General features: G+C 64.8%; 12 protein-coding genes. 5 read left to right on the top strand and 7 right to left on the bottom strand.

All coding sequences use genetic code 11. The features are described from left to right. The first annotated feature begins 44 nt into the window (after positions 1-44). Entirely contained in the window at positions 45-1,007 is a 963-nt protein-coding gene (locus tag BM118_RS27330; RefSeq protein WP_092189119.1) for an amidohydrolase family protein, read from the top strand. 20 nt (positions 1,008-1,027) lie between these two features. Here BM118_RS27330 and BM118_RS27335 read toward each other — a convergent pair whose 3' ends face one another. The 3 genes from BM118_RS27335 to BM118_RS27345 all read right to left on the bottom strand — a co-directional run bounded on the left by BM118_RS27335 (position 1,028) and on the right by BM118_RS27345 (position 6,997). Beyond that, complete coding sequence (locus tag BM118_RS27335) at positions 1,028-4,144, bottom strand: efflux RND transporter permease subunit (protein WP_092189121.1); 3,117 nt, start codon at positions 4,142-4,144, stop codon at positions 1,028-1,030. Between the two features lie 39 nt (positions 4,145-4,183). Beyond that, on the bottom strand, positions 4,184-5,428 hold the full coding sequence (locus BM118_RS27340) for an efflux RND transporter periplasmic adaptor subunit (RefSeq protein WP_092189123.1): 1,245 nt from the start codon (positions 5,426-5,428) through the stop codon (positions 4,184-4,186). A 156-nt stretch (positions 5,429-5,584) separates the two neighbouring features. Next, positions 5,585-6,997: a CoA transferase gene (locus BM118_RS27345; protein WP_092189125.1), complete on the bottom strand. Its 1,413-nt coding sequence runs from the start codon at positions 6,995-6,997 to the stop codon at positions 5,585-5,587. Positions 6,998-7,120: 123 nt separating this feature from the next. Here BM118_RS27345 and BM118_RS27350 point away from each other — a divergent pair, with 123 nt between their 5' ends. Both BM118_RS27350 and BM118_RS27355 read left to right on the top strand, forming a co-directional pair. Next, positions 7,121-7,408 carry a hypothetical protein gene (locus BM118_RS27350; protein WP_092189127.1) on the top strand — a complete coding sequence of 96 codons (288 nt, stop codon included), beginning with the start codon at positions 7,121-7,123 and terminating at the stop codon, positions 7,406-7,408. A gap of 226 nt (positions 7,409-7,634) precedes the next feature. Beyond that, entirely contained in the window at positions 7,635-8,405 is a 771-nt protein-coding gene (locus BM118_RS27355; RefSeq protein WP_092189129.1) for an SDR family NAD(P)-dependent oxidoreductase, read from the top strand. A 291-nt stretch (positions 8,406-8,696) separates the two neighbouring features. Here BM118_RS27355 and BM118_RS27360 read toward each other — a convergent pair whose 3' ends face one another. From BM118_RS27360 to BM118_RS27370, 3 genes are read right to left on the bottom strand one after another with little or no spacing between them, the layout of a single operon-like run. Beyond that, the gene (locus BM118_RS27360) at positions 8,697-12,155 is read right to left on the bottom strand and encodes an error-prone DNA polymerase (RefSeq protein WP_092189131.1); all 3,459 of its coding nucleotides are present in this window, start codon (positions 12,153-12,155) and stop codon (positions 8,697-8,699) included. After that, entirely contained in the window at positions 12,152-13,744 is a 1,593-nt protein-coding gene (locus BM118_RS27365) for a Y-family DNA polymerase (protein ID WP_177234732.1), read from the bottom strand. Before BM118_RS27365 ends, BM118_RS27360 begins: the two co-directional genes overlap by 4 nt. Further along, positions 13,641-14,429 carry an ImuA family protein gene (locus BM118_RS27370; RefSeq protein WP_092189133.1) on the bottom strand — a complete coding sequence of 263 codons (789 nt, stop codon included), beginning with the start codon at positions 14,427-14,429 and terminating at the stop codon, positions 13,641-13,643. Before BM118_RS27370 ends, BM118_RS27365 begins: the two co-directional genes overlap by 104 nt. Before the next feature lie 163 nt (positions 14,430-14,592). Between BM118_RS27370 and BM118_RS27375 the strand changes: the two genes are divergently transcribed. Together BM118_RS27375 and BM118_RS27380 are read left to right on the top strand one after the other, a co-directional pair. Next, positions 14,593-16,002: a UdgX family uracil-DNA binding protein gene (locus tag BM118_RS27375; protein WP_092189135.1), complete on the top strand. Its 1,410-nt coding sequence runs from the start codon at positions 14,593-14,595 to the stop codon at positions 16,000-16,002. A 107-nt stretch (positions 16,003-16,109) separates the two neighbouring features. Then, positions 16,110-17,738, top strand: a complete 1,629-nt coding sequence (locus tag BM118_RS27380; protein WP_092189137.1) for an inorganic phosphate transporter — start codon at positions 16,110-16,112, stop codon at positions 17,736-17,738. A 56-nt stretch (positions 17,739-17,794) separates the two neighbouring features. On the opposite strand, the gene BM118_RS27385 is transcribed toward BM118_RS27380, so the two are convergent. Beyond that, a partial coding sequence (locus BM118_RS27385; protein ID WP_143099529.1) for a transposase occupies positions 17,795-18,109 on the bottom strand: 315 nt, incomplete at its 5' end.

An 18,109-nucleotide genomic window follows, 5' to 3' on the forward strand; every position in this document is an offset into this window, starting at 1 on the left:
CTGTCGCGGCGCCACTGCCAATAATGAAAACATGGAGAGAAACCATGCTCACCCGACGCAGCGTCCTGCTTGCCTCCCTTGCCGCCGGAGTAGCCATGACCAACAAAGCTCACGCCCGCGCGTCGCAGCCCGCGACGCCGGTCAATTTCGATGTTCCGGCGCATGCCTGCGACTGCCACACCCACATCCATGGCGATCCCGAAAAGTTTCCGTTCTTCGCAGGACGGGTCTACACGCCGGAGACGGCGAGCCCTGAAGAAATGGCCGCTCTGCACAAGGCGCTGCATATCGAGCGCGTGGTGATCGTGACGCCGAGCGTCTACGGCACCGACAACTCCTCCTCTCTGTTCGGCATGAAGGCGCGGGGCGGAACCGCCCGCGGGGTCGCCGTGATCGACGACAAGACGACGGAGGCCCAGCTCGACGCGATGCAGCAGGACGGCTTCCGCGGCATCCGCATCAACCTTGCGACCGGCGGCATCAGCGATCCCAATGTCGGCCGGGCCCGCTTCACTGCGGCCGTGGAGCGCATGAAGGCGCGCGGCTGGCACGTGCAGCTCTACACCACGCTGCCGATGATCTCAGCAATCAAGGAGCTGGTTCTGGCCGCGCCGGTGCCCGCGGTATTCGATCATTTCGGCGGCCTCGAGGCTTCGCTCGGGCTGGAGCAGCCGGGATTTGCGGACCTGGTCGCGCTCGTCAAATCCGGCAAGGCTTATGTGAAGATCTCCGGCGCCTATCGCTCGTCAAAACTCGCGCCTGATTATCAGGACATGGTGCCCTATGCCCGCGCGCTGATCGCGGCCAATCCGGATCGCATCGTCTGGGGCACCGACTGGCCGCATCCGGATTCGAACCGCGTCGAGGGACGGAAAGCCACCGACATCGCGCCGCTCTACCAGATCGACGATGGTCGTCTGTTCAACCAGCTCCCGGTGTGGGCGCCGGATGCGGAGGTGCGCAAGCAGATCCTGGTCGACAATCCGGCACGGCTCTACGGCTTCTGAGGCGCGACAAGCCCCCGCGATCAGCGCGCGCGGCGGGAGAAGAAGGAAATCAGGACCGGCAGGGTCACCAGGATCACGACCGGCGCCAGCATCATGCCGGTGACGACGACGACGGCGAGCGGCTTCTGCACCTGCGAGCCGATGCCCTCCGACAGTGCAGCAGGCAAGAGGCCGACGCCGGCCACGACGCAGGTCATCAGCACCGGCCGGAGCTGCAGCTCGCCGGTGCGGATCACCGCGCTGACGCGGTCCATGCCTTCTTCGATCAGCTGATTGAACTGCGACAGGATGATGATGCCGTCCATGACCGCAATGCCGAACAGCGCGATGAAGCCGATCGCGGCGGAGACGCTGAACGCGGTGCCGGTGATCAACAGCCCGAGCACGCCGCCGAAGATCGCCATCGGGATCACGCTCATCGCGAGCAGCGTGTCGGTCATCGAGCCGAAATTGAACCAGAGCAGGACGCCGATCAACGCCAGCGAGATCGGCACCACGATCGAGAGGCGCCGGATCGCATCCTGGAGATTGCCGAATTCGCCGACCCAGTCCATGTGCGCGCCGGGCGGCAGCTGCACCTGGCTGGCGATCTTCTGCTGCGCCTCGCGGATCGCGCTGCCGAGATCGCGCTCGCGCACCGAGAACTTGATCGGCAGGTAGCGCTCCTGCTGCTCGCGATAGATGTAGGCCGCACCCGAGACGAGGCTGATGGTGGCGACCTCGCTCAGGGGAATCTGCGTGACGGTGCCGTTCGGCCCGGGCGCGCCGATGCGCAGGTTCTGGATCGCCTCCGCGCTCCTGCGGTATTCCGGCGCAAGGCGGACGATGATCGGGAAATGGCGGTCGCTTCCGGGCTCGTAGAGATCGCCCGCAGTGTCGCCGCCGATCGCGACCTTGATGGTGGCGTTGATGTCGCCCGGCGCGAGGCCGTAGCGCGCGGCCTTGGCACGGTCGATGTCGATCTGGATGGTCGGCTGCCCGAGCGAGGTGAACACCGCAAGGTCGGTGACGCCCTGCACGGTGGCCAGCACCGACTTGATCTTGTTGGCGGTGTCGGTGAGCGCCTGGAGATCGCTGCCGAACAGCTTGATCGAGTTCTCGCCCTTCACGCCCGAGACGGCCTCGGAGACGTTGTCCTGGAGATATTGCGAGAAGTTGAATTCGACGCCGGGGAAGCGGTCGTCGAGCTGCTTGAGCAGTTGCGCGGTCAGCTCTTCCTTGTCGCGCGTGCCGGGCCATTGGCTGACGGGCTTGAGCGGCGCGAAGAACTCGGCGTTGAAGAAGCCGGCCGCGTCGGTGCCGTCGTCGGGACGGCCGTGCTGCGACACCACGGATTCCACCTCGGGCCGGGCGCGGATCACCTTGCGCATCTCGTTGACGTAGGTGTTGCCTTCCTGGAGCGAGATGGTCGGCGGCAGCGTGGCGCGGATCCAGAGATTGCCCTCTTCCAGCTTGGGCAGGAATTCGAGGCCGAGCAGCCGGCTGAGCGCCACCGTCATCAGCACGAGACCGACCGCACCGCCGAGCATGATGCCGCGATTGGCGACCGCCCAATGCAGCACCGGCATGTAGATCCGGTGCAGGATCAGCATGACCCTGGTCTCGGTTTCCTCGACATGTGCGGGCAGGATGATCGCGGACAGCGCCGGCGTCACCGTGAAGGTGGCCAGCAGGCCGCCGGCAAGCGCATAGGCATAGGTGCGCGCCATCGGCCCGAAGATGTTGCCTTCGACGCCGGAGAGCGTGAACAGCGGCAGGAAGGCCGCGATGATGATGGCGGCGGCGAAGAAGATCGAGCGCGACACGTCGGCCGCCGCGCTGAGGATGGCGTGGCTCTTCATGCCGAACAGCGTCTCGGGCGACATGTGCTCGGATTCGGACACCGGCGTCGTCTGGGTCAGGCGGCGGAAGATTGCTTCCACCATGATGACGGTGGCATCGACGATCAGGCCGAAGTCGATCGCACCGACCGACAGCAAATTCGCCGATTCCCCGCGCAGCACCAGGATGATCACAGCGAAGAACAGCGCGAACGGAATGGTGGCGCCGACGATCAGCGCGCTGCGCAGGTCACCGAGGAAGATCCACTGCAACAGCACGATCAGCAGGATGCCGACCACCATGTTGTGCAGCACGGTGTGGGTGGTGAGCTCGATCAGGTCGCCACGGTCGTAGATGCGCTCGATGCGCACGCCGGGCGGCAGGATGCTGGAGTCGTTGATGGTTTGAACGAGCTGGTGGACGCGCTTGATGGTTGGCGAGCTCTGCTCGCCACGGCGCATCAGGACGATGCCTTGCACGATGTCGTCGGACTCGTCGAGGCCGGCAATGCCAAGACGAGGCTTCTGACCGACGGTGACGGTGGCGACGTCCTTGACCAGCACGGGGTTGCCGTTGGTCTGCGAGACCATGGTGTTGGCAAGGTCGTCGATCGAACGTATCAGGCCGACGCCGCGCACCACGGCCGATTGCTGGCCGATATTGACGGTGTTGCCGCCGACATTGACGTTCGCATTGCCGACCGCCTGGAGCAATTGCGGCAGCGTCAGGCCGTTGGCGACGAGCTTGTTGAAGTCGACCTGGAGCTCGTAGGTCTTGCTCTTGCCGCCCCAGCCGGTGACGTCGATCACGCCCGGCACGGCGCGGAAGCGGCGCTGGAGGATCCAGTCCTGGATGGTCTTGAGATCGAGCACGCTGTAGTTCGGCGGGCCGACCAGGCGGTAGCGGAAGATTTCGCCGATCGGGCTGAGCGGCGAGATCTGCGGCTGCACATTGCCCGGCAGCGGCGCGAGCTGCGCCAGGCGGTTCAAGACCTGCTGCAACGCCTCGTCATAAGTGTAGGCGAAGGAGAACTGGAGCTTGATGTCGGAGAGACCGTAGAGCGAGATGGTGCGGATCGTCGTGAGGTTCTTCAGACCCGCGACCTGGGTCTCGATCGGGATCGTGATGTAACGCTCGATTTCCTCGGCCGACAGGCCCGGGCTCTGCGTCACGATGTCGACCATCGGCGGGGTCGGGTCGGGATAGGCCTCGATGTTGAGCTGGTTGAATGCGATCAGGCCGCCGATCAGCACGGCAACGAACATGCCGACCATCAGGAAGCGCCGGTTGACGGCAAGGGCGACGAGACGATCCATTCAACTCTTCAGTTTGTTTTCAGTTTTTTGGGTCGTCGATCAGCTGCCGGACGCCGCGCGGTCGATGAACAGGCTGCCCTTGGTGACGATCTGCTCGCCGGGTTTCAGGTTGCTCGTGACCTCGACGACGTTGCCGTTGATGAGGCCGATCTTGATCTGGCGCAGCTCGACCGACTTGTCCTCGCGCGCCACCCAGATGCGAACCTTGTCGGCTTCATAGATCAGCGCCTGTTTCGGCACCGCCGGTGCCGCACGGTCGCCAGCCGAATAGATCGTGACGTTGGCGAACATTTCCGGCTTGAGCAGGCCGTCCTTGTTGTCGATGGTGGCGCGAACCAGCAGACGGCGGGTGCTGGGATCGATCGCAGCGGCGACGTAGTTGATCTTGGCAGTCAGCGGCCGGCCCGGCAGCGCCATCACGTTGACGGTGATGTCCTGCCCGATGCACACGGCGGCCGCGTCGCTCTCACGCACGAAGGCGGTGAGCCAGACCGTGGAGAGGTCGCCGATCACGAAGACCGGATCGCTGGCGCCGGAATTGACGTACTGGCCGGGGCCGATCTTGCGCTGCACGACCGTGCCGGAGATCGGCGAATAGATCGTGACCTCCGGATTGATGGCGCCCTTGTCCTGAAACGCCTTGATGGTCTCGTCGGTGAAGCCGAGAATCCGCAGCTTGTTGCGTGCGGCTTCCAGCGCCGTCGCCGAGGAGCGCATGTCGTTCTGCGCCTGAACCTGGGTGGCTTCCGCCTGCTGATAGTCCTTCAGCGGAATGGCGTGGCCCTCATAGAGATCCTTGGCCCGCTTGAACTGGATGTCGGCAAGATCGATCGCCGACTTCGCCTTGTTCTGCGAGGTCATCGCCGCGATGAAATCGTTCTGGGCCTGCACGGTGTCGGCGGCCTCGATCGTGAACAGCGGTTGACCTTGCTTCAGCATCTCGCCCGGCTTCGCGAGCAGCTTGGTGACCCTGCCCGCATAGGGCGAGAACACCGGCGTCGAACGGTCCTCGTCGACCGCGACCTTGCCTTCGGTGACATATTCGGCGCGGAAGGTCTTGGCCTTGACCGGCTCGATCGTCAGCGTCGCCCATTCGGACGGCGTCGGCGTGAAGTTCTGCGCATTCCTGCGCGACTGGCTGGAGACCTCGGAATGACTCTTTTCCTTGGCCCCCGCATAGAGGAAGCCGTAGGCACCGGCGCCGGCGAGTGCCAGTAAAACTACGGATGAGATCACCCGTTGTTTTGTAAGCACCTGCAATCGCTTGGTATTTTCAACTACCATGGGGCCCGGTCGTATCTGCGACGATCTCGGCAAATGACTGCCTCATCGGTCGCGCTAATAGTGCCGAATTCAGATTTCAAACAACCTAAAAAACGCCAGGCACCTTTCCATTTGCGTTAAAATATTGCGACGCGTCAGCTCCAAGTAAGCTAAGCGTCAGCTTCTCGCCGGCCACTGTGCCGGATGACTGCCGAGCGGCATCGCCGGACGGCTCCATTGCGCCGGCGTTCTCGACAGCAGCGCCGAATGGCGCACCGCTTTCAACGTACCGAAGCCAGATGGCATGCTCTCGATGAACGCTGCATGTACGGCCTCGCCCGTAATATCCGGGGTGTCCAGTCCGCCGTCGAGCTGGCCGAGATTCCACAGCCAGCGGCCGGTCTGCGCCAGCGACACGCGCACGTGCCAGCTGCCGCCTTCGCGGGCCTGGCGCGCCCTGGCCATCATCGCGCCGAACGCCATGAGATAGCCGGTAGCGTGATCGAGTATCTGTGCCGGCAATTCCTTGGGACCGTCGATGCCTGCGGCCTGCCCCTCGGCATGGTTGAAACCGGTGGTGGTTTGCACCAGAGAGTCGAAGCCGCGCCGCTCGGCCCAGGGGCCGGCATGGCCGTAGGCCGACAGCGTCACGTAGACGATACCGGGATTGATCTTCGCGGCCTCCTCGGGCGCGAAGCCGAGGGCGGCAAGCGCACGCGGGCGATAGCCCTGCGAGACAATGTCGGCGTCCTTGAGCAACTCGCGCAACTGCGCCCTGCCGCCCTCGCTCTTCAGCTCGACGAACGTGGTGAGCTTGCCGCGGCCGGTGTCGATGGTGAGCCAGGGAATGGCGGGTAGCTCCGGCCCCGACACCAGCAGCACATCCGCACCATGCGCGGCGAGCGTGCGGCCGGCGACTGGCCCTGCGATGACGCGAGAGAGATCGAGCACGCGGAGACCGGACAGCGGGCGATCGCTGTTCGATAATCCTTGGGGCCACGGCTTTGGCGGGGCCTCGCCGATCCTCTCGATCGAGATCAGCGGCAGTTCGGCGAGCGCACGCGCCTGCGGCAGTGCGGACCACTCGTCGTAAGAGCGCATCAGGGCAACGACGCCGCCTGCAGCGTAAGCCGCGGTCTCGAAATCCTCGCCCTTCCACCGCATCAACGCGGCCTGCACCTTCTCGCGCTCCGCCTCGCAGCCGAGCACCTCGCAGACCGCGTCGCGGTGATGCGGAAAGTTGGTGTGGCAGCGGACGAAGCGGCCATCGCCGGTCCTGTAGACGCCGGCGATGGCGTCCCAGGCCGGCGGCGGCGGCTTGTCGTCGAGGCGCAAATAGCGCTCCGAACGGCATTCGGCCACGGCGTGGCGCATGTCGACATGGACGTCCTGCGCCTCACCGCTGCGCAATCGCCAGATTTCGGCGGCGGCGAGGCCTGCCGCAGCGATTGTGGTTTGGCCGGCGGCAGCGACACGAAACGAGGACGGGATCTGCGGCTCCTCGCCGGTCAGCCGTACACGTTCGAGCGCGACAGGGTCGCCGCCAACGGAGGTCCAGATACCCTTGAGAATATCGGCGAGGCTTTGCATGACCGCTTCTCTCCCTTTCGGGTTATTGTTTTAAAGTACGGATCCTTCCGGAAAACCGCTGCGCATTTTTCCGGATCATGCTGTACTTTTCGCGACCATGTCACGATCGCAGAAAGGAATGCAATGGCCGCCATCGATCCCCTCACCGCAGGCGCCGTGTTCATCGCAACGGCGGCCACCGACGCGGTCTATGTCATGTTCACCTCCGCCGTGGTCGCGCGCAAGCGCGTGCCGGCGGCGAGCTGGAGCGCGATCTGGTATCTGCTCTCCTCCTACGCGGTGATCAGCTACACCGAAAACGCCTTCTATGTTGCCTTCGCTGCGATCGGCTCCTGGGTCGGCGCCTACACGTCGCTGACCTTCCTGCACCGCCCGCCCGGCGGCCCGCCGGTGGGGGCGGCACCGGAGTGAGGTAGTCGCCGCAGGCGAAGCAATCAACCACACGCTCGGTGTCGTCCTGGCGAAAGCCAGGACCCATGACCCCGGTCGAATGTTGTTGAAATGCGCTTTGGCCACGACATCGCGCAACAACAGGGATTTGTGGTAATGGGTCCTGGCTTTCGCCAGGACGACATTGGAGAGGCACTGCGCTTCGTTCGCGACGACGGCGCGCGATCAACAAAAAGGAAAACCAGCAATGGATCTCGGTCTCAAGGGAAAGAACGCCATCATCCTCGGCGGCACGCGCGGCATCGGGCGGGCGATTGCGGCGACGCTGGCCGGCGAAGGCGCCAATGTCGCGGTGTGCGCACGCAACGCGGATCAGGTTGCGGCCACCGTCGCTGAGCTGAAGGCGAGCGGTATCAGCGCCACCGGCAGCCCGGTCGACGTCACCGACGGCGCGGCGCTGAAGTCCTGGGTCGAGGGCGCGGCAAAGGAGCTCGGCGGCATCGACATGCTGTTCTCCAATGCCGGCGCGATGGCGCAAGGTCAGGATGCAGCGTCCTGGGAGCAGAACTTCCGGCTCGACGTGCTCGGCGCCGTGCATGCATTCGATGCCGCGCGACCGTTCCTCGAAGCGAGCGGCGAGACAAGCGGTGACGCGGCCTTCGTCATCATCGCCTCGATCTCGGCCGCACAGGCCGATCTCGCGAGCTCCTACGGCCCGATCAAGGCGGCGCTGATCCACATGGCCAAGGGGCTGGCGCGGCAATACGCGAAGAAGAAGATCCGCGTCAACGTGGTCTCACCCGGCACCGTCTACTTCAAGGGCGGCGTCTGGAACATGATCGAGCAGAACATGCCCGAGCGCTACAAGGATGCGATGAAGCGCAACCCGACCGGCCGCATGGCAACGCCGCAGGAGATCGCAAGCGCGGCGGTGTTCCTGGCCAGCCCGGTGTCGTCGTTCACCACCGGCTCCAATCTCGTCGTTGACGGCGCGATCTCGAACCGGGTGAATTTCTAGGGGCTGGCGCGCGGGACTCCCTCCGCTGTGATGGCCGGGCTTGGCCCGGCCATCCACGCGCTGCCGCGCGCAGAAGACGTGGATGCCCGGGTCAAGCCCGGGCATGACGACTGAGAGTGTGGCGCGCGGTCGCTCAACAAACTCGATCTCGTCCTGGCGAAAGCCAGGACCCATAGCCACCGAGAGCAGTTTGGCGAAAACTCCCAATGGCCATCGGCGAGCGTAACAACGACCCGTTGGGGTAATGGGTCCTGGCGTTCGCCAGGACGACATGGGAGAGAGATGACATCCTCAATGAAAATCCCGGGACGGCGGCAGGATGCGGACGTTGCGGGGATGGCGGATTTTCTGCGCCGGCGCGTCGGCGTGATCGCGGCGGTCGTCGTTGAGCGGCTCGATCAGCGCGGCGCCTGATGGCACCGGATGCTTGCGGGTCAGCGCGTCGTTGGCAAGGCCGATCAGATCGTGCGAGCGGTCGACCATGCGCTGGGCGATGAGATGCGTCACCTTCTCGGGGCTGCTCTGGATATAGCCTTCGACCAGGATGAGACGCGCGCCCATCACTTCCTTGCGGTACTGCTCCATGATCTTGGGCCACACCACGACATTGGCGATGCCGGTTTCGTCCTCGAGCGTCATGAACACGACGCCGCTAGCGCTGCCCGGCCGCTGCCGGACCAGCACCACGCCGGCGCAGCGGACGCGCCGCCGCTCGTTCTGATGATTGACGTCCTTGCAGGCGACGACGCGCTCGCGCGAAAACGTCTCGCGCAGGAATTCCATCGGGTGGCCCTTCAGCGACAGCCGGATGGTCTGGTAGTCCGCGACCACCTGCTCGGGACGCGGCATCACGGGCAATGGCTTTGCATGCTCGTCGGGCTGCTCACGGGCGGTGGCGGCCTCGAACAGCGGCAACGGCACGCCGTCGGGCAGCCGCCGCACCTGCCACAGCGCCTCGCGGCGATCGAGCCCGAGCGAGCGGAACGCGTCGGCATCGGCGAGCAGGATCAGCGCGCGCTTGGGCAGGCCGGTGTCGCGGGCGAAGTCTTCCAGCGAGGTGAAGGGACGGCGGTTGCGGGCGGCGACGATGCGGTCGGCCCAGTCCAACTCCCCGCCGTCATTCCGGGGCGTCGCGTCAGCGATAAACCCGGCATCCTTTCCGCCAGGCGTAGGCGGCCCGATGGATTCCGGGCTCGCGCCAAGCGGCGCGCCCCGGAATGACAGCTGAGAACGTTTCAAACTCTCTTCGTCTTCATCGAGCCAATGGAAACCGTCGATCTGGCGGAAGCCCAGGCGCACGGCGCAATATTTGCCGCCAGTATTCTCCAGCGTGTTCTGCGCAAAGCTGTAGGACACGTCGATGTCGCGGACCTCGACGCCGTTCTTGCGGGCATCGCCGACGATCTGCGCCGGCGCGTAGAAGCCCATCGGCTGCGAGTTCAGCAGGCCGCAGCAGAACGCGTCGGGGTGATGATATTTCAGCCACGAGGAGATGTAGACGAGCTGCGCAAAACTCGCCGCGTGGCTCTCAGGAAAGCCGTAACTGCCAAACCCCTTGATCTGGTCGAAACAGCTTCTGGCGAAGTTGGGATCGTAGCCGCGCGCGACCATGTTGCCGATCAGCTTGTCCTCGTATGTGCCGATGGTGCCGACATTGCGGAACGTCGCCATCGAGCGGCGCAGGCCGTTGGCCTCCTCGGAGGTGAATTTGGCCGCCTCGATCGCGATGCGCATTGCCTGCTCCTGGAACAGCGGCACGCCCTTCGTCTTGTGCAGCACCTTGTAGAGCTCGTCCGCGGGACCATGCTCGGGCGATGGCGAGGGATAGCTCACCTTCTCCTGGCCGTTCCGCCGCCGCAAATACGGATGCACCATGTCGCCCTGGATCGGCCCCGGCCGCACGATCGCGACCTCGATCACGAGGTCGTAGAACGTCCGCGGCTTCAGGCGCGGCAGCATGTTCATCTGGGCGCGGCTCTCGACCTGGAACACGCCGAGCGATTCCCCGTCACACAGCATGTCGTAGACTTTGGGATCGTCCTGCGGAACGCTCGCCAGAACCCAATGCTCGCCCTTGTGGTCCGCGATCAGATCAAAACATTTGCGGATGCAGGTCAGCATGCCGAGCGCGAGCACGTCGACCTTCATCATGTTGAGCGCGTCGACGTCGTCCTTGTCCCATTCGATGAAGGTGCGGTCGTCCATGGCGGCGTTGCCGATCGGCACATAGGTGTCGAGCCGGTCCTGGGTGAGCACATAGCCGCCGACATGCTGGGAGAGATGGCGCGGGAATTCGATCAACTCGGTCGCAAGCTCAACCGCGAGGTTGATCATGGGGTTTTGCGGATCGAGCCCGGCCTGCTTCACCTGCATGTCGTTGAGGCCACTGCCCCAGCTCCCCCAGACGGTGTCGGCGAGCGCGGCGGTGACGTCCTCGGTCAGGCCCAGCGCCTTGCCGACGTCGCGGATGGCGCTGCGCGGACGATAATGAATGACGGTGGCGATGATCGCGGCGCGGTGGCGGCCATAGCGGCGATAGACATATTGCATCACCTCCTCGCGCCGCGAATGCTCGAAATCGACGTCGATGTCGGGCGGCTCCAGCCGCTCTTTGGAAATGAAGCGCTCGAACAACAGATCGACCTTGGTCGGGTCGACCGAGGTGATGCCGAGCACGTAGCAGACGGCCGAATTCGCCGCCGAGCCGCGGCCCTGGCACAGAATATTCTGGCTGCGCGCGTAATGGACGATGTCGTGCACGGTGAGGAAGTAGTGCGCGTATTTCAACTCGGCGATCAGCGCGAGCTCTTTCTTGAGTGTGGCACGCAGCTTGTCATCGATTTCGCCGGCGAAATATTTATCGACGCCCGCCCAGGTCAGATCCTCCAGATGCCCTTGCGCGGTCTTGCCCGGCGGCACCGGTTCGTCCGGATATTGATATTTGAGCTGGTCGAGCGAGAAGTCGATCCTGTTCACAAAGCGCATGGTCTCCGCGATCGCCTCGGGAAAGTCCCGGAACAGCCGCGACATTTCTCGTGGAGTTTTGAGAAAGCGCTCGGCATTGGCCTCGAGCTTCCGTCCGACCGCCTCGATCGTGGTCTTTTCACGGATGCAAGTCAGCACGTCCTGGAGGGGGCGGCGGCCGGGATCGTGGTAGAGCACCTCGTTGGTCGCGAGCAGCGGCACCCTTGCTTTTCCCGCGAGATCATCGAGCCGCGCCAGGCGACGCCGGTCGTCGCCGCGATAGACCAGGCTCGCCGCCAGCCACACGCCATCGGCGCGGGTCGCCTTGAGCGTTGCAAGAACATCCAGCGCCTGCGCCGGCTCGAAGCGATGCGGCAGGGTCAGGACCAGAAGCTGGCCTTCCGAAAACTCGAGGAGATCAGGGAAGGTGAGACGACACTCGCCCTTCTCGATCCGCGTGATGTCGTCGCCGCGCTTGCCCCTGGTGAGAAGCTGGCAGAGCCGTCCATAGGCTGCGCGGTCGCGCGGATAGACAAAAATGTCGGGCGTGCCGTCGATGAAGACGATGCGCGTGCCGATCAGCAGCTTTGGCTTGTGCAGCACCTTGTCATTGTCGAGCTCCTTGTAGGCCCGCACCACGCCGGCAAGCGTGTTGTGATCGGCAATGCCGATCGCGGGAATGCCGAGGATGCTCGCCTGATGCACATAGGCGCGCGGATCCGAGCCGCCGCGCAGGAACGAGAAGTTGGTGGTGATGCCGATCTCGGCATAAGCGGACGCGGTCATGCGAAGAGACCGTGCACATACCAGCCGGGAGGAACCGGCTTGCCGTCGTCGTCGAACACCTCTCCCTCGTAAAGACCGTCGCGAAAAATCCAGAAGCGCAGGCCTTCGGCATCCTCGATGCGGAAATAGTCCCGCGTGAACTGCTTGCCGTCCTGCCGCCACCATTCCATGGCGATGCGTTCGGGCCCTTCCACGCGCACCACCGCATGCAGTGCGCGGCGCCAGGTGAATTGATGCGGCGGACCATCAGGCACGGTCGCGAACGGCACCTTGATCGGCTCAGGCTTGTCGAACAGCCGCAACGGGCGCAGCGGCGGCTCGCTCTCGACACGTGCCGGCCATTCGGCCTGCATGGCGGCGGCGAGATGATGCTGCGCCGGCGCGGCCATCACCGCACATTCAGGGATATGCGTGTCCTGCGGCAGGTGCACGACGACGCGCTTGCCACCGATCCCCGCGGCGATGCGGTCGATCAGCGCGGCGAGCTCGTCATTGTCGTGGACATGGGCGTCGAGATCGCGCTGCTCCTGCACCACGATCTCGGTGCGGCTCGCCGACAGCCGCACCATGTCGAAGCCGAAGCCGGGATCGAGGGGATCGGCGAGCGCATCGAGCCGCTCGCGGAACAGGCGGTCGATGACGGCGCTTCGCGTCACCGGACGTCCGGTCTCGACCATGATCGCGCGCACCACGCCATCGGTGCGGAAGAAGGCGGCCTCCAGCCGCCGCGCGCCCTTGCCCTGCTTCTCCATGGACGCGATCAACGTGTCGGCGAGCCGCGACAGCGTCATCGCGATCATGGTGTCGGTCGCGATCGGCTCGGCAAAGCGCTTCTCCACGATGTAGTCAGGCAGCGGCTTTCGCGGATTGATCGGCGCATCGCCCTGCCCCAGCGCGTGCGCGAGCAGCGTGGAGAACCGCGCGCCGAACCGCGCCGTGATTTCGTGGGCGCTGCGCGATGCGACATCGCCGATGGTCTTCAGGCCGGCGCGGCGCAGGCCGGTGGTGATGGCCTCGCCCGCGCCGAGCGCGGACACCGGCAGCCGGCTGATCGCCTCCGCCTCCCCGCCATCGGCGACGATGGTGCCTGTGACCTGCCGCGTCAGCGTGCGCGCGCAGACCGAGGTGCCGGCAATCGCCGCGCTGACGGCAAAGCCTTGCCGGCCGAGCGCGCGAACCAGCGTCTGCAACAGCGCGGCTTCCCCGCCGAACAGATGCGCGCAGCCGGTGATGTCGAGAAACAGCCCGTGCGGCGGATCGAGCGCAACCAGCGGCGTGAAGCGGTCGCACCAGTCGGCGATGTCGCTCAGTGTCTTCGCATCGGCGACGACATCGGCATCGAACACCCGCAAGTCCGGGCACATCGCCCGGGCATTGGCCAAGGGCTGGCCAATATGCAGCCCGAGACGCGACGCCGCATCGTCGAGCGCATGGATCACCAGCGCATTGGTGTCCTTGATGACGACGACGCTTGGCTCGTTGTCCTTATGCAGTCCGGCGCTGCCAAGAAACCGCTGGATCCGGTCGATGGGCAGGCGCGGCAGCCACAGGCTGAGGATACGACGACGGTTCACTGAACTGGCACTCATCACATTTCCATTCCATGATCCACCGGCCGCATGGGCCATGACGATTACGCAACAGCTCGGCATCGAAGCGCGGCGCGCCCCAGGCACTCCACATCGAGCCCGGCGGCGAATGCGCCGCACGCAGCATCCATCGTGTCTCCGCGGTCGAGGGCAGCGGCTGCGCGGCCATCCGCAGCAGCAGGCCGGTGACGCCGGAGCCTTGCGCGGCCAGCGTCAGCTTGCGGCTCGCCACGAGATCGAACTGCCGCGTCTCGCCCCAGAGCTCGAGCACGACCGCGCCGAGCGCATCGCAGGCGAGTGCATCGGCCGAAGTGCGCAGCGCACTCTCCACATCGGCCGCACGCACCATCACCACGCGGCGCGGGTCGAGGCCGAGCTCGGCGAGCCCGCTCATCGACAGCGCGCCGGCTTCCAGTTCCGAAAAATCCTGCCGCACCCACAGCAGCGGCCGGCGCGCGGTCACGCGTCCCGCAACGCCCATGACAAACCCGGTCGCGGCGGCGCCCTGGCGCCCCTCGCAAAACACCTCGTGGATCGCCGCACGCGCAAGCCCGCCCTTCAGCGCGCTGTCGACCTCGCCGTGGCCAAGCGCGACGCGATCGTGCTGATGCACGACCTCCGCCGTCTCGATGCGCTCGATCTGGCCGCGCAAGGTCGCAAGCGCGCTCATGCGTGCGCCGCTCATGCTCGCCGCTCCTTTGAGATGAGTGCCGTGGCTCAAAAATAAGAACCCGTGGCTGGCTCATTTGTTCATGATATGTTCTAATATAAAGCTAACGGCGCCCTGGGAGTCAATCGAATTGGCGCGCCTTCGGATTCATGAGCGGAATCAAGAGGATTCGAGTGCCATGTACCTCGTCACCCTGGACAGCGAGACCGATTTTGACGGCTGGCGCAAAGCCGCACGCGCATTCGCCCTGCATCACGTCGCCCCGGCGGACGTGGTGTGGCACGTGCAAGGCCAGACGGACGACCAGATGCCCCCCGGCCTGTCCGAAGCGCCGAGCCTTCCGCCGATCGAGACCGAGAGCACGTTCACCGTGCCGGCCCATTTCATCGAGCTTGCCCGCGTCGCGATCCTGCATCGTGGCGGCGAGCGTTTTGCGCTGCTCTATCGCCTGCTCTGGCGGTTGAAGGCCGATCACGACCTGCTCGCAACGATGAGTGATCCCGACGTGGCGCAGGCAACCGCGATGGCTGGCAGCGTGCAGCGCGATACGCAGCGGATGCGCGATCTCGTCCGCTTCCGCGAGATCGGGCGCGAGCAGAAGGCGCATTACGCCGCCTGGTTCGAGCCGGAGCATCACATCGTCGCATTCGCCGCGCCGTTCTTCGCGCGTCGTTTTGCCGACATGCCCTGGTCGATCCTCACGCCTGACGTTTGTGCCCATTGGAACGGTCACGCGATCTCCTTCACGCCTGGGATCAGCCGGGCGGAGTGGCCGGCCCCAGGCCGCCTGGAGGAAACCTGGCGGCGCCATTTCCAACCCGACCGGCTGACGACGACTGACGCGCCGGTGAAGCGCCGGAGGAACCTCCAGGACGCATCGACACTTGGATCGATACTTGGACCCCTGCTCGCCGATGCCGAACGCTGGACCGGCGGACGGATCTCTCCACGTCCGGAAGCCATCATGGGACACAAAGCAGCCGCCAACGATCTCGAAGCGCTCCGCGAGGAGGCCGCGCATTGCCGTGCCTGCCCGCTCTACAAGGACGCGACGCAAACCGTGTTCGGCGAAGGGCCGAAAGACGCCACCATCATGCTGGTCGGCGAGCAGCCCGGCGACAAGGAAGACCTCGCCGGCCATCCCTTCGTCGGCCCCGCCGGCCAGATGCTCGACCGCGCGCTGGAGGAAGCCGGCGTCGATCGCAAGAAGGTCTATGTCACCAACGCGGTCAAACACTTCAAATTCGTGCCGCGCAGAAAAATCCGCCTGCATCAGAAGCCGAATACACAGGAGATCCGGGCATGCCGGCAATGGTATGAGCGGGAGCTGGCGGCCGTTCAACCCGATCTCGTCGTGGCGATGGGCGCCACCGCCGCACAAAGCGTGTTCGGCAAGATCACCCCAATCGGCAAGACCCGCGGCCGGCTGATCGACCTTCCCGACGGTTGCAAGGCTTTGGTGACGGTGCACCCGTCCTATCTGCTGCGGCTGCCCGATCCGGAGGCCAAGGTGCTGGAATATCAGCGCTTTGTCGAAGATCTGAAGATCGCGGCCAACTTGCAGAAGAAATCCGCGCGCGCCGCCTAAATCGCCTAAATAGCGGCGGGAAAACGCCTTTCAACCGCCGCTTGTCATCCAGCCTTCAAATCCATCGCGGACAATACCCTTACCTGAAAGTTAAGGGGCGTCCTGACATGACCGATGTAGCATTCGACCGCGCGGTAGCCGATCCCGCGCCGATCCAGCCGGCCTCGCGGCCAAATCTCGACAAGGGCTTCAATCCGCTGACGATGATCCTGTTCTTCGGCATCCTCGCCGCGGGCCTGCTGTTCGTCGCCTACAGCATCTATGCCGACGTCAACGCGACCGGCACGCGGGTGACGACCTTCCTGCCCTACATCCTGCTGTTCGTCGCGCTGCTGATCGCGCTCGGCTTCGAATTCGTCAACGGCTTCCACGACACCGCCAACGCGGTGGCGACCGTGATCTACACCCATTCGCTGCCGGCCGAAGTCGCCGTGATGTGGTCGGGCTTCTTCAACTTCCTCGGCGTGCTCCTGTCCTCCGGCGCGGTCGCCTTCGGCATCGTCTCGCTGCTGCCGGTCGAGCTGATCCTTCAGGTCGGCTCCAGCGCCGGTTTCGCGATGGTGTTCGCGCTTCTGATCGCCGCGATCCTGTGGAATCTCGGCACCTGGTTCTTCGGCCTGCCCGCCTCGTCCTCGCATACGCTGATCGGCTCGATCATCGGCGTCGGCATCGCCAACGCCGTCATGCGCGGCCGCGACGGCACCTCGGGCGTGGACTGGAGCAAGGCGACCGAGATCGGCTACGCGCTGCTGCTGTCGCCGCTGTTTGGCTTCATCTGCGCCGCTGTGCTGTTGCTGCTCCTCAAATTCGTCGTGCGCAACCCGGCACTCTATTCTGCGCCCGAAGGCAACAAGGCGCCGCCGCTCTGGATCCGCGGCCTGCTGATCGCGACCTGCACCGGCGTCAGCTTCGCCCACGGCTCCAATGACGGCCAGAAGGGCATGGGCCTGATCATGCTGATCCTGATCGGCACCGTGCCGACCGCCTACGCGCTCAACCGCGCGCTGCCGGAATCCCAGGTCGCCCAGTTCCAGAAGACCTCGGAGGCCGCCTCCAAGGTGATCTCGGCCAAGGGCGCCGGCCACAGCATCATCGGCGATCCCCGTCCGGCGGTGACGCAGTACATCGCGCTGCATCACATCAACGAGGGCACCTATCCCTCGCTCGCCGTGCTGGTGAAGGATGTCGGCGACCAGGTCGCCAAATACGGCACGCTGAACAAGGTGCCGGCGGAAGCCGTCGGCAACACCCGCAACGACATGTACCTGACCTCGGAAGCGATCCGCTTCCTGATGAAGGACAAGGAAAACGATCTCAGCAAGGAAGAGGTCGCAACCCTCAACGCCTACAAGGGCTCGCTCGACGCCGCCACGAAGTTCATCCCGAACTGGGTGAAGATCGCGGTCGCTATCGCGCTCGGTCTCGGCACCATGATCGGGTGGAAGCGCATCGTGATCACGGTCGGCGAGAAGATCGGCAAGACCCATCTCACCTATGCGCAAGGCGCCTCCGCCGAACTCGTCGCCGCGGCCACGATCGGCGCCGCCGACGTGTTCGGCCTGCCGGTCTCGACCACCCACGTGCTGTCGTCCGGCGTCGCCGGCACCATGGCGGCGAACGGTTCGGGCCTGCAATGGTCGACCATCCGCAACCTGCTGATGGCCTGGGTGCTGACGCTGCCCTGCGCGATCATGCTGTCGGCCACGCTCTACGTGATCTTCTCGCGGATCTTCTGAAGACCTCTCCTCTCCCTCTCCCTCTCCCCGTTCTTACGCAGGGCTGTCCGGGGAAGTTAGGCATAGGATAGCTCGATCTGGTCTGGGTGGCTGTGGGATCTGCGTTTGCTTGGGTTGATGGGTGGAGGCTTGTCGATTGCGGCGATGGCCCGGCGCGTGAATAGAAGCTGGCTGACGAGTTCAGCGAACCTGATCGGAAGCATGGCGAGGCAGTTGGCTTTGGCGGCGATACGCAGCAACAGGTAGGCGATCATTGCGGCAAACACCTGGAGCCGGACCGCATTGTCGTTGGCGCCGAGAAATTTGCGGATGTCGAGATGTTGCTTGATCCAACGGAACAACAGCTCGATTTGCCATCGGCTCTTGTAGAG

It is taken from the genome of Bradyrhizobium sp. cf659 (assembly GCF_900113725.1).
Lineage (GTDB): Bacteria > Pseudomonadota > Alphaproteobacteria > Rhizobiales > Xanthobacteraceae > Bradyrhizobium.

What these genes read in the sequence shown, in the direction of transcription:
- BM118_RS27330 (WP_092189119.1), top strand. Translation starts at nt 45, where the DNA reads ATGCTCACCCGACGCAGCGTCCTGCTTGCCTCCCTTGCCGCCGGAGTA.
- BM118_RS27335 (WP_092189121.1), bottom strand. Translation starts at nt 4,144, where the DNA reads ATGGATCGTCTCGTCGCCCTTGCCGTCAACCGGCGCTTCCTGATGGTC.
- BM118_RS27340 (WP_092189123.1), bottom strand. Translation starts at nt 5,428, where the DNA reads ATGGTAGTTGAAAATACCAAGCGATTGCAGGTGCTTACAAAACAACGG.
- BM118_RS27345 (WP_092189125.1), bottom strand. Translation starts at nt 6,997, where the DNA reads ATGCAAAGCCTCGCCGATATTCTCAAGGGTATCTGGACCTCCGTTGGC.
- BM118_RS27350 (WP_092189127.1), top strand. Translation starts at nt 7,121, where the DNA reads ATGGCCGCCATCGATCCCCTCACCGCAGGCGCCGTGTTCATCGCAACG.
- BM118_RS27355 (WP_092189129.1), top strand. Translation starts at nt 7,635, where the DNA reads ATGGATCTCGGTCTCAAGGGAAAGAACGCCATCATCCTCGGCGGCACG.
- BM118_RS27360 (WP_092189131.1), bottom strand. Translation starts at nt 12,155, where the DNA reads ATGACCGCGTCCGCTTATGCCGAGATCGGCATCACCACCAACTTCTCG.
- BM118_RS27365 (WP_177234732.1), bottom strand. Translation starts at nt 13,744, where the DNA reads ATGAGTGCCAGTTCAGTGAACCGTCGTCGTATCCTCAGCCTGTGGCTG.
- BM118_RS27370 (WP_092189133.1), bottom strand. Translation starts at nt 14,429, where the DNA reads ATGAGCGGCGCACGCATGAGCGCGCTTGCGACCTTGCGCGGCCAGATC.
- BM118_RS27375 (WP_092189135.1), top strand. Translation starts at nt 14,593, where the DNA reads ATGTACCTCGTCACCCTGGACAGCGAGACCGATTTTGACGGCTGGCGC.
- BM118_RS27380 (WP_092189137.1), top strand. Translation starts at nt 16,110, where the DNA reads ATGACCGATGTAGCATTCGACCGCGCGGTAGCCGATCCCGCGCCGATC.